Origin of the sequence: Chelatococcus sp. YT9, assembly GCF_018398315.1 — a bacterium.
GTDB lineage: Bacteria > Pseudomonadota > Alphaproteobacteria > Rhizobiales > Beijerinckiaceae > Chelatococcus.
In genome coordinates this window covers 1,390,867-1,406,210 of record NZ_JAHBRW010000002.1, presented here as the reverse complement: position 1 = coordinate 1,406,210, position 15,344 = coordinate 1,390,867, and the positions used below count along the sequence as shown (strand labels likewise).

15 protein-coding genes are annotated in these 15,344 nt (G+C 61.1%); 5 read left to right on the top strand and 10 right to left on the bottom strand.

What is annotated here, in order from left to right:
- Window positions 1-265 precede the first annotated feature (265 nt).
- Window positions 266-1,855 carry a gamma-glutamyltransferase family protein gene (locus KIO76_RS26455; protein ID WP_213326555.1) on the bottom strand — a complete coding sequence of 530 codons (1,590 nt, stop codon included), beginning with the start codon at window positions 1,853-1,855 and terminating at the stop codon, window positions 266-268.
- 377 nt (window positions 1,856-2,232) lie between these two features.
- Between KIO76_RS26455 and KIO76_RS26450 the strand changes: the two genes are divergently transcribed.
- The gene (locus tag KIO76_RS26450; protein WP_213326554.1) at window positions 2,233-3,045 is read left to right on the top strand and encodes a FadR/GntR family transcriptional regulator; all 813 of its coding nucleotides are present in this window, start codon (window positions 2,233-2,235) and stop codon (window positions 3,043-3,045) included.
- Here KIO76_RS26450 and KIO76_RS26445 read toward each other — a convergent pair.
- The 9 genes from KIO76_RS26445 to KIO76_RS26405 form a co-directional block, all read right to left on the bottom strand.
- Window positions 2,998-3,735 (bottom strand): amino acid ABC transporter ATP-binding protein, encoded by a 738-nt coding sequence (locus tag KIO76_RS26445; protein ID WP_283771525.1) that lies wholly within the window; start codon window positions 3,733-3,735, stop codon window positions 2,998-3,000. The genes KIO76_RS26450 and KIO76_RS26445 overlap by 48 nt on opposite strands.
- A 22-nt stretch (window positions 3,736-3,757) precedes the next feature.
- Window positions 3,758-4,780: a class II fructose-bisphosphate aldolase gene (gene fba, locus KIO76_RS26440; RefSeq protein ID WP_213326553.1), complete on the bottom strand. Its 1,023-nt coding sequence runs from the start codon at window positions 4,778-4,780 to the stop codon at window positions 3,758-3,760.
- Between the two features lie 53 nt (window positions 4,781-4,833).
- The gene (locus KIO76_RS26435; protein WP_213326552.1) at window positions 4,834-5,658 is read right to left on the bottom strand and encodes a transporter substrate-binding domain-containing protein; all 825 of its coding nucleotides are present in this window, start codon (window positions 5,656-5,658) and stop codon (window positions 4,834-4,836) included.
- Window positions 5,659-5,674: 16 nt separating this feature from the next.
- Window positions 5,675-6,328, bottom strand: a complete 654-nt coding sequence (locus KIO76_RS26430) for an amino acid ABC transporter permease (RefSeq protein WP_213326551.1) — start codon at window positions 6,326-6,328, stop codon at window positions 5,675-5,677.
- Between the two features lie 2 nt (window positions 6,329-6,330).
- Window positions 6,331-7,002, bottom strand: a complete 672-nt coding sequence (locus KIO76_RS26425) for an amino acid ABC transporter permease (protein ID WP_213326550.1) — start codon at window positions 7,000-7,002, stop codon at window positions 6,331-6,333.
- Between the two features lie 80 nt (window positions 7,003-7,082).
- Window positions 7,083-8,126 (bottom strand): tagatose 1,6-diphosphate aldolase, encoded by a 1,044-nt coding sequence (locus tag KIO76_RS26420; protein ID WP_213326549.1) that lies wholly within the window; start codon window positions 8,124-8,126, stop codon window positions 7,083-7,085.
- Window positions 8,123-9,031: a PfkB family carbohydrate kinase gene (locus KIO76_RS26415; protein WP_213326548.1), complete on the bottom strand. Its 909-nt coding sequence runs from the start codon at window positions 9,029-9,031 to the stop codon at window positions 8,123-8,125. The genes KIO76_RS26420 and KIO76_RS26415 overlap by 4 nt, the downstream gene beginning before the upstream one ends.
- A gap of 367 nt (window positions 9,032-9,398) precedes the next feature.
- Window positions 9,399-9,800 carry a DUF1398 domain-containing protein gene (locus KIO76_RS26410; protein WP_213326547.1) on the bottom strand — a complete coding sequence of 134 codons (402 nt, stop codon included), beginning with the start codon at window positions 9,798-9,800 and terminating at the stop codon, window positions 9,399-9,401.
- Window positions 9,801-9,839: 39 nt separating this feature from the next.
- A complete protein-coding gene (locus tag KIO76_RS26405; protein WP_213326546.1) occupies window positions 9,840-10,301 on the bottom strand; it encodes a MarR family winged helix-turn-helix transcriptional regulator in 462 nt (153 codons plus the stop codon).
- 310 nt (window positions 10,302-10,611) lie between these two features.
- On the opposite strand from KIO76_RS26405, the gene KIO76_RS26400 reads away from it, so the two are divergent.
- The 4 genes from KIO76_RS26400 (at window position 10,612) to KIO76_RS26385 (ending at window position 15,231) form a co-directional block, all read left to right on the top strand.
- The gene (locus KIO76_RS26400) at window positions 10,612-11,829 is read left to right on the top strand and encodes an NAD(P)/FAD-dependent oxidoreductase (RefSeq protein ID WP_213326545.1); all 1,218 of its coding nucleotides are present in this window, start codon (window positions 10,612-10,614) and stop codon (window positions 11,827-11,829) included.
- 405 nt (window positions 11,830-12,234) lie between these two features.
- A complete protein-coding gene (locus KIO76_RS26395; RefSeq protein WP_213326544.1) occupies window positions 12,235-13,179 on the top strand; it encodes a Bug family tripartite tricarboxylate transporter substrate binding protein in 945 nt (314 codons plus the stop codon).
- Between the two features lie 51 nt (window positions 13,180-13,230).
- On the top strand, window positions 13,231-13,731 hold the full coding sequence (locus KIO76_RS26390) for a tripartite tricarboxylate transporter TctB family protein (RefSeq protein WP_213326543.1): 501 nt from the start codon (window positions 13,231-13,233) through the stop codon (window positions 13,729-13,731).
- A gap of 18 nt (window positions 13,732-13,749) precedes the next feature.
- Window positions 13,750-15,231, top strand: a complete 1,482-nt coding sequence (locus KIO76_RS26385) for a tripartite tricarboxylate transporter permease (RefSeq protein ID WP_213326542.1) — start codon at window positions 13,750-13,752, stop codon at window positions 15,229-15,231.
- Window positions 15,232-15,344 lie beyond the last annotated feature (113 nt).

The following is a 15,344-nucleotide window of genomic DNA, read 5'->3' as shown; positions in this document are numbered from 1 at the left end:
TAAAGGAGAGCCCTTCGACGGACGGACTTGCTCGAGGAACTCGAGCAGGCCACGCCAGGAGCCCTCATCAGCCTTGGCCTTCCCCGATGGCGTGCCTGCGCTGGTGACGGGGACTTTCAAATCCCGCCTTGCACCGTGTGAGCCGAGATAATGACGAGGATCTGCCGTGCGACACCGATCAGCCCATGCGGAGGGCTGACCGTGAGAACTGGAGCCGACAGGCGCATACCCGGCCGGCGACAATTGTGAGAGCGCGCAGCGGAAACTAGAACGCCACGGCCTGCCCATCCTTGCGCGGATCGGATCCGGCGACATAGGACAATGGGCCATCGCGCAGGATCGCCTGTGCCCCACCGAAGCCGAACACGGCGTCCGGCGTTTCGACGAGCACCTCATGGCCGCGCTGGCGCAAAGCCTCGACCAGCGCGGGATTGAAGTTGGCCTCCACCGAAACCTTGCGCCCCTGCATGACGCGCCAGCGCGGTGCGTCGGCCGCCGTCTGCGGGTTCTGGCCATATCGCAGAATACGCAGGGCCATCTGGAGATGTCCCTGCGCCTGCATCGGGCCGCCCATCACGCCGAAGGCCATGAGGGGGTTGCCGGCATGGTCCGTGGCGAAGCCGGGTATGATCGTATGGAAGGGGCGCTTGCGTGGAGCCACCACATTGGGATGGCCCTGCCCCAGACTGAAACCCTTGCCCCTGTTCTGCATGCTGATACCGGTGCCGGGCACGACGACGCCCGAACCGAAGCCGGCGAAATTGGACTGGATGAACGACACCATACGACCGGCGGCATCCGCGGCCGCAAGATACACCGTGCCGCCCGATCGCGGGGCTCCGTGGCCTGGATCGCCCGCCTGGTTGCGATCGATCAGCGCAGCACGAGCCGCAATGTAGGCGGGGTCAAGCAACTCCTCCGGCCGCAACTGCATCGAATCGATATCGGAGACGTGGGCGGCGATGTCGACCAGCGCCGATTTGGTCGCCTCGATCGATAGGTGCAGCGTTTCAATATCATCGACCGGCTTGTCTCCAATCCCGAGCGCATCGAGAATTCCAAGTCCGATCAGGGCCGCGATCCCCTGCCCGTTCGGCGGGATCTCATGCACTGTCGCACCGGCGAAGCGCTGTGAGACTGTTCCGACCCAATCGACCTTGTGCTCCGCGAGATCCTCAAGGCTCATCACACCGCCGTGGGCGGCACTGTGTGCCACCATGCGCTTCGCGAGGTCGCCGCGGTAGAAATCTTCCCCCTTGCTCGCCACGATGGCCTCGAGGGTCCGCGCGTGATCGGGCAGCCGCACGATCTCACCAGCCTTGGGAACAGCTCCTGCGGGAATAAATGCATCCGCGAAGCCCGGTTCCTTGCCGAGCCGCCGGGCGCCAAGCTCCCATTGCACCGCGATGATCGGGCTCAGAGGATAGCCGTCGCGCGCGTAGCCAATAGCAGGAGCCGCGATCTCCGCGAGCGGCAGACTGCCGAACCTCTCCCAGAGCGCGATCCAGGCCGAAACCGCGCCCGGCACGGTTACGCTGTCCCACCCGAGCTCCGGCATCTGCTTGAGATGCCCGAAGCGCTCCGGCGTCCATGCCGCAGGTGCTCGACCGGAGGCGTTGAGGCCATGCAGTTCCTTGCCATCCCACAAGATGGCAAAGGCGTCGCTGCCGATACCGCAGCCGGTGGGCTCCACGACTGTCAGCACCATGGCGGCGGCGATGGCCGCATCAATCGCATTGCCGCCGCGCGCGAGCATCAGGAGGCCGGCCTGGGCCGCAAGCGGTTGCGATGTGGCGACGATGTTTCGCCCGAGCACAGGGGAGCGTTGCGAGGGATATGGGAGGTCGTAGTCCATCAAGCTTCCCTGTTGCCATGGGATGAGGAAAGGGGGGCCGCACATCAGCGACATGTGAGTGTGGTTGGCCACCCAGGCATCACGCACCTTGTCACGAACGAACGAAACTGTCGCGCGCCCATGCCGCGGAAAAGACGTCCGCCTTTCCCGTAAGCCGTTTAAGCAAGACAGCCGGCAAATATAAAGATCCACTCGGGCGGTCGAGAGAGCCCATGGCAGAGGCGCCGCGGCCGACGCCATGAGGACACATCGTGTTTGCAGCCGAAATAAGCGCGCGCATGCCGCAAACTGATCAACAGGTTGGCGTGGGCGCTTTGAGCTCCCACGTCTGTTATCGTATGATGAGCGAAATCAATCCGATCGGCCCTGTTGTTCCTATGAAAGCTTCCACAATTCGGCCCGCGCGCAAGGAGCGCCTGGGAGAAATCATATACGGGCAGATTCTCGAGCAGATTCTGGCTGACAACTATGGCGAAGGAGACAAGTTGCCGTCTGAGGCCGAGCTGTCATTGGCTTTCGAGGTATCGCGCCCGGTGATCCGGGAGGCGTTGATGCGCCTTCAGGCGGATGGGCTCGTGCAAGCCCGCCGGGGCATTGGCACATTTGTCTCCCGTCGCCCATCCAGCCGCCTGCCAGAACTGGTGAGCGCCACTGAGCTCTCCGGATATCTCAGAACGTTTGAGCCGCGCATCGTGCTGGAGGCTGAGGCGGCACGGCTCGCGGCGAGCCGGCGGACGAACACGCAGCTCAAGCTCATGCGCGACACGATCGAGGCGCTGCGTGCTGCGATTCTGGCCGGCAATCTTGGGACGGAGGAGGATATCGCCTTTCACGAGGCCATCGCGGAGGCTACCGGCAACGACTACTTTCCGTCACTGCTCAATGATCTGCGCCGCCCGGTCGTCAGTACGATGGCGATCGGCCTGGAGCTCGCCCGCGAGCGTTCGCCGGCCCGCCGCCTGCGCGTCGTCGAGGAACATGGCAAGGTCTACGACGCGGTTGTCGCGCAGGACGGTGAGTGCGCGGCCGCCTATATGCGCCACCACCTCTACCAGGCGCGCGCCGCTGTCACGGATGTGCACCACCTGGAGCGCGAGCACTTCGATACGCCCGACAGCCTCCTGGACGATGCAACCGACAGTTCAGTGCATCACCCACGAGAGAAACTCACGCGCGCGGGCCGTCCGTGAATTCGTGAAGAACTCTTCCGGCGGCGCGGTCTCCACAATCGCGCCGGCATCCATGAAGATGATGCGGTCGGCAATTTTGCGCGCAAAGCCCATCTCATGGGTCACGCAAATCATGGTGGTGCCTTCGTTCGCAATCTCGGTCATGGTGTCGAGGACCTCACCCACCATTTCCGGATCAAGCGCGGACGTCGGCTCGTCGAACAGCATGACGTCGGGGCTCATCGCGAGAGCACGCGCGATTGCCACGCGCTGCTGCTGGCCGCCCGAAAGCTGCGACGGATATTTGTTGATCTGATCCTCGACATGCACGCGGCGCAGGTATTTCTCGGCCACGGCCCGTGCCTCCTCACGCTTCAGCCCCCTCACCCGCATCGGCGCAACCATGCAATTCTCGACGGCCGTCATATGCGGAAAGAGATTGAAGTTCTGGAACACCATGCCGGTCCGGCGACGCACGAGATCGATCGACTTGCGCTTGTCGGTCAGCGCGATGCCGCACACCGAAAGTTCGCCTCCCTGATGGGGCTCCAGACCGTTGAGGCAGCGGATCAGGGTGGACTTCCCTGATCCGGATGGTCCGCACAACACGACCCGCTCACCGCTCTTCACCTGCAGATCGATATTCCGCAGGACGTGAAAATCGGAAAAGTATTTGTTGAGGCCGATGGCCTCGATCATCGTTTGGGTCATGCGATGCTCTAGGACTGCGATATCAGTTGATCTTCGGGTCCAGCGCACCGGACGCGTAACGACGCGCCATGTCGCCCATCGGGATGACCTCAATCTTCGGACCCTGCCCCGCGGTGTTGAACTCCTCAAGCCGCTGGCGGCACAGCTTGGCGATTGCTTCCATGCCCGGCTTCATCATGTTGCGGATGTCGAACTCGCCCGGGTCCTCCTGCATGACGCGGCGGATCTGGCCAATGAGTGCCATGCGATTGTCGGTGTCGATATTGACCTTACGCACGCCGTGGCGAATGCCGCGCTGGATCTCCTCGATCGGCACGCCCCAGGTCTGGGGGATGTTCGCGCCGTACTTGTTCATGATGTCCTGCAGTTCCTGCGGAACCGAGGAGGAGCCGTGCATGACGAGATGCGTATCGGGCAGGCGGCGGTGAATTTCCTCGAGGCGATCCATGGCGAGCACTTCGCCGTCGGGCTTGCGAGAGAACTTGTAAGCGCCGTGCGAAGTGCCCATAGCGATGGCGAGCGCATCGACCTTGGTGGCCTTCACGAACTCGACCGCCTGATCGGGGTCCGTCAGCAGCCGTTCGTCGCGGCCGTGTTCGAGCTTGCCGAGCACGCCGATCTCACCTTCCACCGAAGCTCCCATGAAGTGAGCGAAGCGCGAGACCGAGGAGGTGACACGCACGTTATAGTCGAAATCGGACGGGGTCTTGCCGTCCTCCTGCAGCGAGCCGTCCATCATCACGGATGTGAACTTGCGCTGCAGCGCGGTGGCGCAGGTCGCTTCGCTGTTGCCGTGATCCTGGTGAATGCAGAGCGGCACATGCGGATACATCTTGATGAGCGCCTCGAAGAGATGCTCGATCATGATATCGCCCGCATAGGCGCGGGCCTTTGTGCCGACCTGCAGGATGACGGGCGCGTCAACGGCATCGGCCGCCGACATCACCGCCAGCATCTGCTCCATATTGGTCACGCTGAAAGCAGGAACGCCGTATTGATGTTCGGCGGCGTGATCAAGCAATTGACGGAGCGTGATGCGGGACATGGGAGCAAACCTTTCGGGAGAAGCGGCGGAGCCATCTCCGCCGCACAGGTCAATCAGAAGCGCGGCAGGTTCTCGTTGACGATGCCGAGCCATTCCTTCTGGGCAGCCTGGATCTCACCGGAGTTCCAGAGCAGCATGATTTCGGTATTCAGCCACTGCAGCAGATCGAATTCGCCACGGCGCACGCCAACGCCCATCGGCGACTGGCGGACAGCGAACTTGCGCTCGAATTCCTGCGTCTGCTTGTTGATCGCGTTGGCCGCCGCGACACCCGAGACGATGGCATCGACCTGGCCGGAGAAGAGGGCCTGGTTGGTCGCAGCGTCATCATCGAAGCGCTGGATATTGGTGCCCTTGACGGCCTTCTCGGTGATGATGGTGTCGTTCGTGGTCGAACGCGTCACGCCGACCCGCTTGCCGACAAGGTCCTCGAGCTTGGTGATATTGGACTTCGCCGGGGCGATGACCATCTGCTCGTCGACATAAATGGCATTCGAATACATCACGGCCTTCGCGCGCTCGGCCGTTATGCCGAAGGACGAGACGAGGATGTCTACCTTGCCGCTCGTGAGGTTGGGAATGCGTGCCTGCGACACCTGGTCCACGATCTCAAGCTCAACACCGAGATCGCGCGCCAGGAGCTTGGCGATCGCCACATCGAAGCCCGCCGGCTTCATGTTGGCGTCGGTCATGCCGTAAGGCGGCGTCGACAGCGAGATGCCGACGATCAACTTGCCCCGCTTGATGATATCGTCAAAGGCCTTGCCGGTGGCATCAGCCGCCTGCGCAGCGCCAGCCGCGAGCCCCGTCACCATCATCGCGGCAGCACAGACGACAGCCGCCTTCTTGAGATAACCACCAATTGCAGACATGCCCATTGCATTCCTCCTGGAACTACTTTGTTTGGGTACCGAGACGCCGCTCGAGATAACGGCTGAGAAGGGTGAGCGGAAAGCAAACGACGAAATAGAACGTCGCCGCGGTCAGATAAACGTCCAACGGCTTGAAGGTGGCGTTGCTCACGATCTGCGATGTACGCGTCAATTCGACAATGCCGACAACGGAAGCGAGCGAGGTGTTCTTGATCAACTGGACAAAGAACCCGACCGTCGGCGGCGTAGCGATGCGGATCGCCTGCGGAACGATGATGAAGCGCATCGAATCCGCGTAGCTCAGGCCGAGCGCATGCGAACCTTCACGCTGTCCATTCGGCACGGATTCGATCGCGCCACGCCAGATCTCGCCGAGGAAGGCGGCCGCGTAGAAGGAAAAGGCGACAGCGATCGCGACGATCGGCGCGACATCGATACCGAGCCACCGCGCGCCGAAATAAGCAATGAACAGGGTCACCAGGAGCGGGGTGCCTTGGACCACGAAAATGTAGAAGCGCGCTGCGTTCCTCAGCACCGGGTTGTGAGCCACCCGAACCAGTGCCAGAACGGATCCTGCGATCGAGCCGCCTACCAGAGCGATCGCGGCGAGCCAGATGGTCGTGCCGAGACCACCCAACATGAAGAACACATGGTTCCAAGTGTAGGGCTGAAACATCGTCAACGACCAACGAACTTGTAGCCGAAGGCCCACCGCTCGATACCGAGCATCAGGCCGCGCAGAAGGGCAACAAGGGCCACATAGATGACGGCGATGACGAGATAGATCTCCATATTGCGCAGCGTCATGCCCTGGATGTCATTGCCAACGCCCGTGAGCTCTGGAACCGAAATGGCCGAGACGACGCTCGACGACAGAAGGAGCAGGATGAATTGCGCCGACAGCGACGGAAAAACGGCCGCCAGCGCCGGCTTGAGGACGACATGCCGGAAGGTGCGGTAGCCGGAGAGCCCCAGTGCCCGCGCCGCTTCGATCTGACCCTTGTTGATGCCCTCGATCCCGGCCCGCACGATCTCGCTGATATAGGCGCCGCCGTAGATGGACATCGCCGTGATCGCGGCGGTGATTGGATCAAGGCGCAAACCGAGCGCCGGCAAGCCGAAATAGATCAGGAAGACCTGCACGATAAAGGGCGTGTTGCGGATCGCCTCGATATAGCCCAGCACCACGAGACGAAGCACGCGGTTGCCGCTCAGGGTCAGGCAAGCGGATAGGACACCGATGACAAGGCCGATAGCCATCGAAATCAGCGAGATCTGCGCCGTCAGCAGCAGGCCCTTGGCGAGCAGGTCGCCTCTGGCCAGAACACCACTGAAATCGAGATAGTCCACTCCTCGTCCTCCCGGATGCAAGCGCGCGGTGCTTGCTCCTTGATGTTGCCGGGCACTCTATGGGCGCGCACAACTTGTCGTCAATAAATATTACATGTCGAGAGATCGTCGCCGCCGTAGGAAGCGACGAAATCACGGCCGCTCGGGCTCATCTCCACCACGCCGGCCCAGCATCTATGGTCGCTCCAAGGCGTGGCCAGACGATCGGTGAGCGCGTTGAGCTGCTCCATGACATCGGATTGGATCAAGTCCTCTTCCATGGCCTTCATATCGGGGAAATGGCTGAAAGCGTCTGCCCAGATGGCGCGGCCCGCAAGATAGCCATTGGCGCCGGCACGATAAGCATAAGTCAGCAGCCGCATAAAGTCGGCCGTACTGGCACCACCGCTCAACAGGACCCATGGCCGCTGGATACCGCGCGCGATACGGTCAAAGGCCGCCTGCACGGTGGTGCCCTCAGGTCCGTCAGGATCGGGAACGTTATGCACCGCGACGGGCGGCTCCAGTTTGTAGAGATCGACGCCGGCTGGGTTCATGACGTCGCTATCCGCCAGCGCCTCGAGAACGAGAGCAACGCGGCGTTCGGCAAAGACGTCCGCACTTTCGTCCGGGAACGGGTAGACAAGAAACTCCAGAACCAACGCGATGTCGTTGGCCTCACAAGCTTTCCTGACGCTGTCTAGATAGGCGATCTGGTGGCTGCGGACATTGGGGCTGACGTCCGACCGAAACCACAGATTGACCTTCACCGCATCGCCGCCGATACGCCGGATGACGCCAGCATCCCAGCCGGGGACATTGCGTGACTTACGGCCGGTTTCCGTCACCTCCCAAACTGCCCATTCGCTGCCGATGACGAGACCCGTCCGCGCGGGAATATCATTGATCGCCGCGGCATAGCCGAAAGGCGGGTCGAGCAGAACCGCCGAGGCGTGGGGCGCAAGCCGGCGAGCCAGCATGGCCTTGACCGCGGCGACATCGGTATAGGGTGCTTTATTAAGACCGCGCTTTTCCTTGATGGGATTGACGATGGGGCCCGTCTGGTCCATCGCCAGCATTTTGAAGCGGCCGTTGTCGTCAGCGAGGCGGCGAAGGCCCCAGAGCTTGCCGGGCGAAATCTTCATGGCACACCTTTCATCAATAAGGCATCGACCGCCGCCCGGTCGGGAATGCTTTCCCAACCGCTGCCACGCGCGCATTTGAGCGCCGCGGTGGCACTGGCCAGCCGCGCCGCGCCCTCGACATCCAGCCCCTCAGCGAGGCCAAGCGCGTAGGCACCGTGGAAAATGTCCCCGGCCCCGTTCGTGTCCACCGCCGCCACGTTGAAGGTCGGGACGTGACGCGGTGTGTCGCCGTCCAACCACCAGAAGCCCTTCTCGCCGATCGTGACCGAGATGATGCCGCGGCAAAGCGGTGCGGCGCGACGCAGTCCAAGGGCTATGTCTGTCGTCTCCGTAAGCCGCTCGAGGCATGCGGCTGAAAAGACGATATGATCCGGTAAGGATAGCAGGCGCATGACGGCGTCCATGTCACCCACATCCGCATCGAGCACGGTGGTGATGCCACGCGTGCGGGCTTCCTGAAAGACCGCCGCAGCGCCCTGCCACCAGCTATAGTCGGCCATTACCGCATCGACGCCATCCAGCATGCCGAGCGGGAGCCAATCGGCATCATCGCCGAGATCCCGGCCGATGAAGCCGAAGGCCATGCGCTCCCCGTTCGGGGAGACGAGGACAGTGCCGATGGGGCTAACGCCACCTTCCACCCGCCGAACGTGGTCCGTATGAACGCCGGCGACGCGCAGGCGCGCCAGAATATCGTCGCCCGCGGCATCCTGGCCAAGACGCCCCCAGTACTGGGTGTCCGCGCCGAGGCGAGCGGTCGCGTAAGCCGCCGTTGCCGCGATACCCCCGCCGGTGCGCAGGACATTGTTGGCGCGAAACTTACAAGGTTCAGTCGGAAGGCGGGGCAAATAGACGATCGTATCGAGGAAGGCATTTCCAAGAGTGACGATACGTTTTGCAGCCATCGCGCTTCTTCCCCACAGCCTTCTATGTCCCGCTCGCGGTTGGTCGGGCACTCGATTGCGCGAGCCTTGTAGCGACCCTCCGAACATGTAGTCAACATTTATTACAAGATATCCCGGTCTGCTTCTGCGGGCTCCGCGAGGGCCTTACCTCGCCCCTCACGTGGCCGCCCTCCGCCCTCGGCAGCATGCGCCGCCAATCGTTACTGCAGTTTCATCGGGAAAGTCGCTTAACTCAGCTTCTTCGCAGATTGCTACGATTTAAGCCGTCCGTTGCCGCTCATCAGGCGGAAACTCTCGCGGCTTTTACCGGCGTGGAGGGGAATGCCCGCCCTGGATGAAGCTCTCGACGCGAGGTCACAGGGACGCACTAGTCCGGGAAATATTCCACGTGGGTTTCTGCTGTGCGGCCGATATAAAGGGCCCGCCGCCCTGAAAAGGAAACGACGTAGCCGGCACATCCGGCGGCAACCGCCTTTTTGCAGAAGCCCTTGTAAGTATATCCCGGGACCATTTGCTGCGCTTCTCGGATCGCCTCTTGCAAGCTGCGTGGGTTGAATGTCTCCGCGACCGGCGCCGTAATCTTGTGTATCATGAATTCAACGGATTCACCATCCGGAAGATAGTAAGTTGCGGCCTGCCGTCGAAAGTCAACTGCATAACTTTCGAAGCCTGCTCCCATCAACTTTCCGATAATTTGGGGGAACGTCAGTGTGTTGGCTTCTGCGCCCTCGAGGCAGGCTTGAGCTGTAATTCTCTGGTTATCATTCATGGCCGTCATTTCCGCTCTATGTTGGATGTTGGATCGCGATTATTCCAACGGCATCGTCGCAAGCCGATGGTGCTGGACCATGCGCTTCAGAAGCCCTTCGAGGAGTGCGCGCTCAGCGACAGTCAAACATCCGAAGAATTCCGCATCGTTGTCGTCAGCAAGAGCCGCCAGCGTGGGAACGAGGTCAATGCCCCGCGCCGTCAAGGCAAGCGTTTGCGCGCGCCCGTCGGCCGCATTCGCCGCGCGCTCGACGAGCGACTTGGCGATCAGTCGATCGGCCAGTTTCGTGATGGCCCCCTTTGTCATGCCCATCTTGCGCGCGAGACGGGTTGGCGGCGCAGGCTCCTCTCCATAGAGCGCGCGCATAAAGCTCCACTCCGCGACGGTAACCTCCTTCTCGACAAGCTTGGCTGCGAAGGCATGTGAGACGTGATTGGACACCATGCGCAGCCAATAGCCGAGATGGGAGGTCAGATCGGAGACAGGTGAGTTCGATGCCATGGCACCTCCGATAGTTGGCTAGGAAACTACGCCTTTCTGTTTCCTAGTCAACCACAAACAGCCAGGCGGCGTGAGCGCCTCGCCGATCCGTAGCGTGAGCTCTCTGAGACGCTGATGGGCGTCTTCATGTCCCGGCACCCGCTAAGCCAGCGCGTCTTGACTGTCATCGCCCCGGGCGTCCTCATCGCGTGTCACCGCTCGCTCGACAAGCCAGCCTCCCGCGGGGCAACAGAGCAAGGGGCACTTGTCGGGAACCAACAGGCTCTCGCCAGGTTTAAGCTTTGCTCGAAGCATCCGCGTGGGGAATTTGGTGACGAAGCAGTCGGTTACATCCAAGCGCGTTCTTCGAGCGGACCGCCCGCTATGGGTTGATACTCCGCACATTTCAGTGGTTACACAGAAATCTCCGCGTAAGCGCGCTTACGACGTGATCATCGTGGGCGCGGGTATAAGCGGCGCCCTCATGGCCGACGCCCTGGCTGATGGGAAGCGATCCATCCTCGTGGTGGATCGGCGCGGGGCCGTCAAGGGCTCCAGCTTGGCCAGCACGGCCATGATCCAGCATGAGATCGACACGCCGCTTTTCAAGCTCTCGCAAGCCATCGGGAACTCTCGCGCCGAACGTGTCTGGCGGCGATCGGCCCAAGCTGTCGAAGGTTTGACAAAGCTGGTGAAGAGCCTCGGCATTTCTTGCCAACTCGAAGCCAAAAACACGCTGTACCTTGCCGGCAAAGCCTATGGCCCTCGCGCTCTCCGCAGGGAAACCAAGGCGCGAACCAATGCGGGAATAAACGCCAAATATCTCGATGCCGGGGAACTACAGCAAACTTTCGGCATCGAGCGCCCGGCGGCGATCATCAGCTCCATTTCCGCATCGGCCAATCCCGCCCAAATGGCCGCAGGCCTCCTGCGGCACGCCCGCAAACGCGGCTGCGAGATCGTCACGCCCCTGGAGATTACGGACCTCACTGCCGGAGGCGAGGTTGTCCTTGCGACCTCAAGCGGCCACCTTCTCCTGGCAAAACATGTGATCTTCTGCACCGGCTATGAATTTCTCAAGCCTCTTGCCCACAAGCGCCATCGCATCATTTCAACCTGGGCCATTGCGAGCAAACCCGGACTGAAGCTGCCGCCGTGGCTGTCCGAGGCGCTGGTGTGGGAGGGTGCCGATCCATATCTCTATTTCCGGACGACGTCGGATGGGCGATTGATCGCCGGCGGTGAGGATGAAGAAAGCGCTGACGCCTATTTGTCGGAAAGCAAGCTCAAGACCAAGGCCCGCATCATCGCCGAGAAAGTCGGCGACCTGCTCGACTGCCGGGTCGGCGCGCCCGATTATGCATGGTCGGCCGACTTCGGAAGTACACCGACCGGCCTGCCGATCATAGGCGAGGTTCCCGGCTTGAAAAATGTCTATACTGTCATGGGCTACGGCGGCAACGGCTTTACCTTCAGTAAGATCGCGGCAGAGATCATCCCTGCCATGATCAACCAAAAGCCAGATCCGGACACAGAGCTGTTTCAGTAGGCATGGAAGGACCAAGCGCCCCGCGCGAAACGGCTCGCACGCGCTTGGACTTGCGCTCGATGTAAAGCCCCTCGGGATGAGCGGCCTTAGGCTTCTATGCGCCCACCACCCAAACTTGACGGGCCCAGGGATCTCGGCTATCGAACCTGCTGGATAGCGTTATCCAAGTCGGGTTCGCCATGGCATTTGCGGTCTAAATCAGATATTGCCGCTCGGATCTCTCAGGGTCCCAACGGCGCATCTTTCGATGGATAGCGCTGTCCATCAATGTCGGTAAGGATCCACAATTCCAAACGCGATCGCTGGCTTTCTTGAAATACTGGCCCACCGCAACGGGCGTCTAAAGACAGATCGTTATAAGATAGAATATCCTGCTCTATAAAAACTATAATATGGAGGAACGCGATGAGGTGGACGGTAAGTATATTCGTTGCTACTCTACTTGGATCTATAGCGGCGCCACTGGCGCAGGAGAAATTTCCTGCCAAGCCTATCACGGTGGTTATTCCCGCCGGTCCGGGCTCATCGACCGATACCAATGCCCGCCTTGTTCTGAATAAGATCGAGAAACAGGGAACTCTCGGCCAGCCCGCGGTCGTAGTTAACCAGACAAGCGCCCCCATCGCAGCAACACGCGTCAAGGACGCTCGACCGGACGGTCACGACCTGCTCGTCTATCATATCGGTTTGATGGGGACGCAGGCTGTTGGCAAGATCGGTTTCGGCGCCGAAGCGTTCAAACCGATCGCGCAGACGGGTAGCACCGCTTTCCTTATCGTCGCTGCAGAGAAGGGCCCCTACCCTGACCTGAAATCTCTCGTCGAAGCCGCCAAGGCGGCCCCCTCAAAGATCACCGAGGCGAACAGCATTGGCGGCGCCAGTCACATCGCGACGCTGGCCCTTGCGCAAGCGTCTGGCTACACACCTCGTGTGGTCCATGTGGGTGACGGACCGTCGCGCCTACAATCCGTGCTGGGCGGTCACTCCGCCTATACAGTCGTTTCGCCCCCGGAATACAAGGGCTTCTCGGGCACCGGCATCAAGGCGCTGGCGGTCTTGGGATCTGAACGGAGCCCTGATTGGCCGGATGTTCCCTCGACCGCCGAACTGGGCTACCCCGTCGATGTATCGGTCGATGTCTGGTGGTTTGCGCCGTCCGATACGCCTCCGGCCGTTGTGGAGACGCTCGCCAATGCCGTAGAGAAGGCAATGGGCGATGCCGAACTCCAGGAAGCCTTCAAGAAGCAGGGAATCAATCCCGTGTTTCTCCGCGGGGCTCCACTCGCCGACAAGCTGTCCAATATTACCGCGCTTGTGAAGCCCATGGGCGCGGCGCTCGGCGGGAAATAGGCATCGTTTGAGACAAGATGCTCCCATGTGGCGGGGAGAGAGGTATTGACCATGGCATCCCCGGCTCGAGAACGGCGATCTGACCTTGTCTTTATGATCATCGTCTTTGCCGTCAGCGCTGTTGTACTGGTGGAAGCCAGCCGCCTACCGGCATCCCGATTTGATCCTCTCGGACCTGGCGCATTTCCTCTGGGGATCTGCGTCCTGCTTCTGGTCCTGACGGCCTTCGGCATCGTGAAAGCGCTTCTCGGCCATTCCCTCGGGCGGGCGGAAACGTCGTTGCTGACGGGCGTCGGGCAGGAGACGCCATACAGGCAGCATCCGTGGCTCGCCGTCGCGCTTTATCTCTCAACCATCGCCTATGTGTGTGTTCTCCAATTTGCACCGGTGCACTTCACCTGGCCAACCGCGGCCTATATCGTGGCGGCCTCTCTGCTGCTGAGCCGCAGCCTGGTCAAGCGCACCCTGCTCGCGGCGCTTGCCGTGGGCGCGAGCGCCAGCGCCATCCTCACCTATATCTTCGGGCATATTCTTGTCGTGGCGCTGCCTTAGGCACCAAGGGCGTACTGAATGCTTGTCGATGCATTTGTTCATCTCCTTTCGCCATCCATGTTGCTGATGATGTGCGGAGGAGTTCTTTTGGGGATCGCCATTGGCGTCCTGCCCGGTATCAATACCGGCGCGCTCATGGTGCTTGTGCTGCCCTTCACCTTCTCAATGAACAGCGTTGACGCCGTGGTGTTGCTGATCTCCCTGTTCGTCGGCGGGGTAAGCGGTGGCCTGGTGACTGCGACACTGATGCGAATTCCAGGCGAACCCAATGCCGTCATGACCTGCATGGACGGCTACCCGCTCGCCAAGGCGGGATTTGCCGGACGCGCCCTCGGTCTTGGAAACGCTTCATCGATCGTGGGTGGGGCGCTCTCCTGGGTGGCGCTGGTGGTCCTCACGCCTCCCCTCGCACGTGTTGCTGTGGTCTTCGGGCCGTGGGAGATCTTCGCGGTTGTCTGCATGGCACTGGTGCTGATCGCCTCGCTCAGCCGTGGCTCGTTGCTGAAGGGCCTGATCTCGGCCCTCCTCGGCATGCTAGTGGCAATGCCAGGTCTCGATCCCTCATCGGGCGCGAACAGATTGACGTTCGGCTGGATCGAACTGACTGCTGGCCTTGATCTTCTTCCTGTCATTCTAGGGATTTTTGCGATCAGCCAGTTGATGTCCGATACCGTGAACATCGAGGAGGAAAATGCGGGCCGTTTGAAGGTCACGATGAAAGGTGTGCTGATTTCGGTGCGGGACTACGTCACTCACGGTTGGAACATGATACGGTCCGCGTTGATCGGCATCGGTATCGGCATTTTGCCGGGAGTCGGCGCGACGATCGCCTCGGTGGTGTCCTATACGACTGCCAAGAATGTATCACGGCATCCGGAGCAATTCGGTCAGGGCAGCGAGGAGGCGATCGTTGCCGCGGAAGCTGCCAACAATGCAACCACGGGCGGAACGCTCATTCCACTCCTGGCGCTTGGCATCCCTGGGGGCCTCGCCGATGCGGTACTGCTCGGCGCATTGATGATCCACAATCTGGCGCCGGGGCCCATGCTCTATGTCCACAACCCGGAAATTGTAAACGCCATCATGGCCGCTCATCTGGTTGCCCATGTGCTGATGTTCATATTCATGACCGCGGGCGTTATTCTCTTCGCACAACTGATGAAAATATCACGCGTCTGGATCTTCCCGGTCGTTCTGGTGATCTGCGTGATCGGCGCCTATACCGTCAACGGCCGGATGTTTGATGTCTGGGTGATGCTTGCCTTCGGGGTTGTCGGCTATGCTCTCGAATACTGCAAGGTTCCGATAGCCCCTCTCGTCGTTGGGCTCGTCCTCGGCCCCCTCGCAGAACAGCATCTGCGGACTGGCCTGATGGCGTCCGGCGGAGAAATTGGTGTCATTCTCGATCGCCCGATCGCGATGACCTTTCTGGCTGTCACGCTGCTCGCCTTGCTTTGGCCGGTGGCGCGGAAGCAGTTCAGAAGGCCCCTCCCCGCCTGACCATGAGGCGGGCTTCCCGTACGTGACCGCGAGCGGCCCTTCGGCAGGTCGCCGATCAAAATCACAGAACCGTTACAAATGTGCAAGATGGCTGACATGCAGCGTCGCTAGCG

Excerpts from the sequence above, each read along its gene's own strand:
- KIO76_RS26415 (WP_213326548.1), bottom strand. The coding sequence starts at position 9,031 with ATGGCTGCAAAACGTATCGTCACTCTTGGAAATGCCTTCCTCGATACG.
- fba (WP_213326553.1), bottom strand. The coding sequence starts at position 4,780 with ATGTCCCGCATCACGCTCCGTCAATTGCTTGATCACGCCGCCGAACAT.
- KIO76_RS26395 (WP_213326544.1), top strand. The coding sequence starts at position 12,235 with ATGAGGTGGACGGTAAGTATATTCGTTGCTACTCTACTTGGATCTATA.
- KIO76_RS26390 (WP_213326543.1), top strand. The coding sequence starts at position 13,231 with ATGGCATCCCCGGCTCGAGAACGGCGATCTGACCTTGTCTTTATGATC.
- KIO76_RS26420 (WP_213326549.1), bottom strand. The coding sequence starts at position 8,126 with ATGAAGATTTCGCCCGGCAAGCTCTGGGGCCTTCGCCGCCTCGCTGAC.
- KIO76_RS26430 (WP_213326551.1), bottom strand. The coding sequence starts at position 6,328 with ATGTTTCAGCCCTACACTTGGAACCATGTGTTCTTCATGTTGGGTGGT.
- KIO76_RS26385 (WP_213326542.1), top strand. The coding sequence starts at position 13,750 with ATGCTTGTCGATGCATTTGTTCATCTCCTTTCGCCATCCATGTTGCTG.
- KIO76_RS26455 (WP_213326555.1), bottom strand. The coding sequence starts at position 1,855 with ATGGACTACGACCTCCCATATCCCTCGCAACGCTCCCCTGTGCTCGGG.
- KIO76_RS26410 (WP_213326547.1), bottom strand. The coding sequence starts at position 9,800 with ATGAATGATAACCAGAGAATTACAGCTCAAGCCTGCCTCGAGGGCGCA.
- KIO76_RS26435 (WP_213326552.1), bottom strand. The coding sequence starts at position 5,658 with ATGGGCATGTCTGCAATTGGTGGTTATCTCAAGAAGGCGGCTGTCGTC.
- KIO76_RS26405 (WP_213326546.1), bottom strand. The coding sequence starts at position 10,301 with ATGGCATCGAACTCACCTGTCTCCGATCTGACCTCCCATCTCGGCTAT.
- KIO76_RS26450 (WP_213326554.1), top strand. The coding sequence starts at position 2,233 with ATGAAAGCTTCCACAATTCGGCCCGCGCGCAAGGAGCGCCTGGGAGAA.
- KIO76_RS26445 (WP_283771525.1), bottom strand. The coding sequence starts at position 3,735 with ATGACCCAAACGATGATCGAGGCCATCGGCCTCAACAAATACTTTTCC.